Source organism: Flavobacterium chungnamense, from assembly GCF_039539165.1.
GTDB classification, from domain to species: domain Bacteria; phylum Bacteroidota; class Bacteroidia; order Flavobacteriales; family Flavobacteriaceae; genus Flavobacterium; species Flavobacterium chungnamense.
Genome location: NZ_BAABCS010000027.1, coordinates 1 through 5,195, shown reverse-complemented (window position 1 = coordinate 5,195; position 5,195 = coordinate 1). Strand labels below are relative to the sequence as shown.

2 protein-coding genes are annotated in these 5,195 nt (G+C 33.4%); both read right to left on the bottom strand.

Annotation, left to right across the window (positions count from 1 at the left end; translation table 11 throughout):
- Window positions 1-4,650, bottom strand: a 4,650-nt coding sequence (locus ABD771_RS13460; protein WP_345095468.1) for a hypothetical protein, incomplete at its 3' end; no start/stop codon positions are given.
- Window positions 4,651-4,921: 271 nt separating this feature from the next.
- A partial coding sequence (locus tag ABD771_RS13455; RefSeq protein ID WP_345095466.1) for a T9SS type A sorting domain-containing protein occupies window positions 4,922-5,195 on the bottom strand: 274 nt, incomplete at its 5' end.

The following is a 5,195-nucleotide window of genomic DNA, read 5'->3' as shown; positions in this document are numbered from 1 at the left end:
TTGTAAGTTACTGATTAAACCAAGAACTAAAGCTCTATTATTTCTAATTACTTCTATTGGATTAATAAGGCTATTTCCACTTATTTCAAATTTATAACTTGTTGCACCCAAAACTGTATCTGCATATATAAAACTAGAACCATTAAATGTGTTTCCACAATGTGTACTGATTAATTTTGTTGGCTTAATTACAGATGTAGTAAAGGTACATATTGGTCCCCAATCTGAGAACTCTCCATTTGCTCCAAATTTAATAGCCACTCTTACGTTGTATGTTTGATTGAATTGAAGGCCATTGACTTGGTTTAAGCTTAATGCAGGTGATGTATTAGTAACAAGAATAGGAGCTGTTAAGTTACCCCCTGAGATTTCAAATCGGTAATTCGTTACCCCTGCAGTTAAATTGGTTCTTAGAATATCATCAAGTGCTACATTTTTATTACAATCAGCACTTGTTAAACTTGGTAGAGGACCAAGTACCGTTTGAATAGTACATGATTGACCATATATTCCAAAATTGCTATTTCCATTTAATTTAACAGCTATTCTAACGCTATAGGTTTGATTAAATGAAAATCCAGGTATTTGATTAACACTGAAAAATCTATTGCTTCTAGTTAGTTCTACTGGAACAGAAAGATTTCCACCACTAATTTCAAATTTATATTCATTTGCATTGTTTACATTGATTGCCTGAATTATATCTGTATTATTTACTTGTCTGCCACAATCTGCATCTCTTAAGTTTGTGTACTCATTACAACCAATTGTTAAATAAAGTGTTTTTGTTGAGTTACAAGGTGTGGTAAAAGTTACGCTAACGTTGTTCGTAGATATTTTTAAAGGATGAGCAACAGATACAGTAATATTATTTGTGTTCTGTCCTGTTGAAATTGTCAAACCATCAGGTACACTCCATACAAAGTTAGTTCCAATTGTTTCAGGAACGAAGTAATTCGCACTAGTATACGAACATAAGTTCACAGGTCCTGTAATTGAACCTAGTATTGATGAAATATTTGCGGTTTTTGATTGTCCATTCCCACAACTATTTACTGCATAAACTGATAAAATACCCGAATCAAATTGAGCAATATTATAACTTACCGTTATGCTGTTTGTTCCTTGTCCAGAAGTAATAGTAGCTCCTGATGGTACAGACCATACATAGTTTGTAACCCCTTGAATAGCTGAAACACTATAAGTATAAGTAGTTGAAAAGGCTGAATTTAATAACGTACCTGAGGAAGAGATAGTAGAAACAGAAGGTCCACACACTACACGATTACCTGTAATATCGCTTAAAGCAGGAGTTGTAGCGACATTTAATGATCTCATTAAACTTAATCCACATGCCGATTGTACTTGAACACTTACAATACCTTGTATATTTCCACTATAATTAACAGTTATTGAGTTACTGTTACTGTTTCCAACGATTGACATGCCTTGTGGAACTCTCCAAATGTAAGTTACACCGTTTTGCATATCAACGCTATAAGTAGCTTGAGATGAACCACATAAAGTTGAAGGCCCTTGAATACTTGAAGGCAGTTGAACACTAAAAATTGGAAGAGTTGATCTTAACGTTTCATTTGAAGTACTACAAGATGCAGAAATGCTTCCTGGAATAAATGAACTTCCTATGTTAATTGTCAATTGATTTGTACCCTGTCCCGAAACAATGGTACAACCTGAAGGTACTGACCAATCATAAACTCCATTTTGTATAAAAGGTACAGTATAGGTTTCTGTATTATCAATACAAACATTACTATTTCCAGTTATTGTGAAAACTACACCACTCAAAGAACTTTGCGGCCTTGTAATAAATCTACTAGCAAAATTAGATTCACTACAATTATTAACAGCTTTTACTTTCATAAGACCACTAACAAAGCTCGGAGATAATGTAACAGTTATAGATGTAGCAGTTTGAGAAGAAATTGTCATCCCTGCTGGTAAATCCCAAACATAACTAGTTGCTCCTGGTACAGCAGGTACTGAATATGTCGCTTGGGTTGTTGTAGAACTTAAGATAGCATTACCAGAAATCGCGGCAATACCACCAATAGGCACAACATTATCTGCTCTATATAAAGCTACTACACCTGTACTAGGTAAAGTAAGGCCAAACTGATTTTGTGAAGTAATTCTATATAATATTCCTCCTGTTGCTTTATTACTCAAGAATGTGCTCACAGAGGGTGCACTACTGTATAAAAGAGCTCTCGCACTTTGTAGAATATCAATATTAGCCGCACTTCTTGTAAAATAGATTTTACCACCAGAAACAGTATTATTGCAAGCTGCATTAGCTGAACGACCGAAATCAGCATATATATTTATTGCTCCACCACCCCAATAAGTGGTTTTGATTGTTCTATCAATTATAACATCTCCTCCATTGGTAGTTTTTAAATCTATATAACTCGTTGTGTTGATACCAATATTACCCGATGTATTGCTATTTGTTATCAATAAATCAGTTTGTGTTCTTAAAACAATACTGCCAGATAGAGGAATTGAAGCAGAACCAGCAGTTAAACTATATATAGAATTGTAAATATTAGTAAAACTATAACTACCAGTACCATTTAATTGTAGATGATTAAAATCGATTGCATTTGCTGCATCTAGAGAATTTCGATGAGAAACTGTTCCACTATTGAATAGTATTAATTTGTCACCCCAAATAGATTTATTAAGGTACACATCACCTGCATATATTTTTAATTCATCAAAGTAATTAAAGGCATGGTTGATAGTTGCTCCTCCAATAGATATATTTCCTGTGTTACCTGGTTTACCAATTTGAACAAAAGTAGGATATCCAAAAGCTAGCTTACTAAATTCATGATAGGTACCAGGCACAGATGGGTTTACCAAAAATCTGTTAGTATAAGGCATGATGTAAATCTCACCATTGGTATTAATTTGAGTGAAATTTTCTCTAACAGTTCCTCCATCAAATTGAAATTTATCAGAAATTAAATTTACTCTTCCATTTCCATAAAAATCATCCGGTGAGTTAGTTGTTTGGCCTATATAAGCCATGTTTAAATAAGTACCTGAAAAATTGGCACTACTACTACTAGTTCGGTCGGTTATTGTAATGGTTGCTTGACCTTTTGAATTTATATAAGGTCTTTGACTAGTTAGTGTTCCACCAGAAATTGCTATACCTCTTGAGTTTGCTGCTGCGTTACTTCCTGTACCTAAAATATTTAGGGCACCATCATAAGATTCAATTACAGAATAACCTTCTATAACAACTCCCCAAGGGTTAGATCCTGCAAAATTGGTACAAACACCATCTATGTTGATAATTCCACTTCCTTGAGTTAATATACTAGAGTTAGTAACCATTAATCCTCTACCACTAACAGCTCCCAAAGAATTGCTGATAGACCCTCTAACTGTTACATTACCTCCTGTATTATTCGTCCCTTTTGCATTTAAGCTAGCATGAAAAATTGATACACCTCCATAGGGTTTTGCACTCCAAGGTAAAAAACCAACAGCTGCTTTGGCATAACCTGTAGTAACATCTTGACCCCCAGACAAAGTAATGTTTCCTCCATTAGAAATTATTTCTTCTCCTCCATTTGCACTGCTCGTTCCAACAACAATTGCACCTTGTCCATTATCATCACTATCTGACCAATATGTGATATTACCAACATTTGTGCTAACTTTAGCTCCCGAGTTTTGAAGTATGTTTCCAGCTGCTTTAAAAGTTAGTGCATTTGCACTACTAGAAGTAATAGAAGCACTAATAGTAATAGAAGCATTATTAGTTTCTACACTTAAATTTCCTTGCGATAATTTTGTTGCTATATCTGATGCATTTATACTTACATCATACAGGGTGTTTGGGGAAATTACTCCATTGGAATAACTCCAGCCCGAACCTTCAGCAGCACCTCCTGATGATACAATATTTATGTTTTGTACTGGTGTTACAATTGAATTTACATAAATACCAACTCTCTGCCATGCTGACCAGTAAGTAGATGGAGTTCCGTCATAAGAAGTGTTAGGAAGGTTACCTGAAGCTACTCCTGAAGTTACCGCTATAGTTCTACCTAAAGGCTGACCATTCCATACTAAAGAGCCAACTGCAGCATAAAAGTAAATTCTAAAACTAACCGTAGTACCTATAAAATCAGGTAGAGAATTTAAATTTCTAGATGTTAGATTGTATGCATTTGCAGTACTAAATTCACCCAAACTTGTTGCGTAATTATCAACACTCCATCTTAATTGAGCTTTACCATCGGTATGGTAAAAACCATAAATTACAAATCTGTCAAAGTCTATTTTTTTGATAGAACTTAAGTTGATTGTGTATTCAAGATATGGCGCTGTTGCTACATTTAAAGTAGTTGCAGCATTTAAGGTTCTGTAGAAATGCCTGTTATCACAATCTGTTTGAAGACCTGAATAATTTTCAGTTCCTGTTAACCCTTGGTTGGGTAGTTGATAGTTTGAAGAAATCGGGTATGTGGTATTGCAAGTTTGTTGAAGGACCCCACCCCATCGTGATAAAAGAGTTTGTGCCTCAACATTACTTGAACACGTTAAAATTAAAAATAAAAGCAAAATAGGTATAATTTGCTTTTCAAGAAAAGATAAAATGTGTTTCATAAATAGTGAATTTAAATATTTTGACAAATTTACCTCAAGTTATTAAACTTTTAGTATAGAAAAAATATAGAAATTTTATTTTTTTAAATTATATAAAGCACATATTATCAGTGTTTTAATTTGTTTAGTATGTAGATTTATTTTGTTTTTTGATAAATCTAACATCTATAATCGTTTATTTTAAAATACAAATAATTAATTCAGAAAAACTTCACAAAAAAACCTCCTCAATTTCTTGAGGAGGTTTTAAAAAATTTAACTAATTATAAAACTATCTTTTAATAACACGTAGTGTTTTAGTGTTGGACTCTTGAGATACAATGACATTGTAAACTCCAGATGGATATTGGTTTCCTAATTCGAAGTTTTGAATATCAGAAGCATTTATCATTTTGTCTTCTACTAGTTTTCCAATCATGTCATAAACTCTAACATGAATATTTGCCTCACTATTAGTTTTTACATCCAACTTGAAGTTGGCTGCAAATGGATTTGGATATGCTAAAGCCTCAAATACATTTACTACTTCTAATTGAACATCGGAT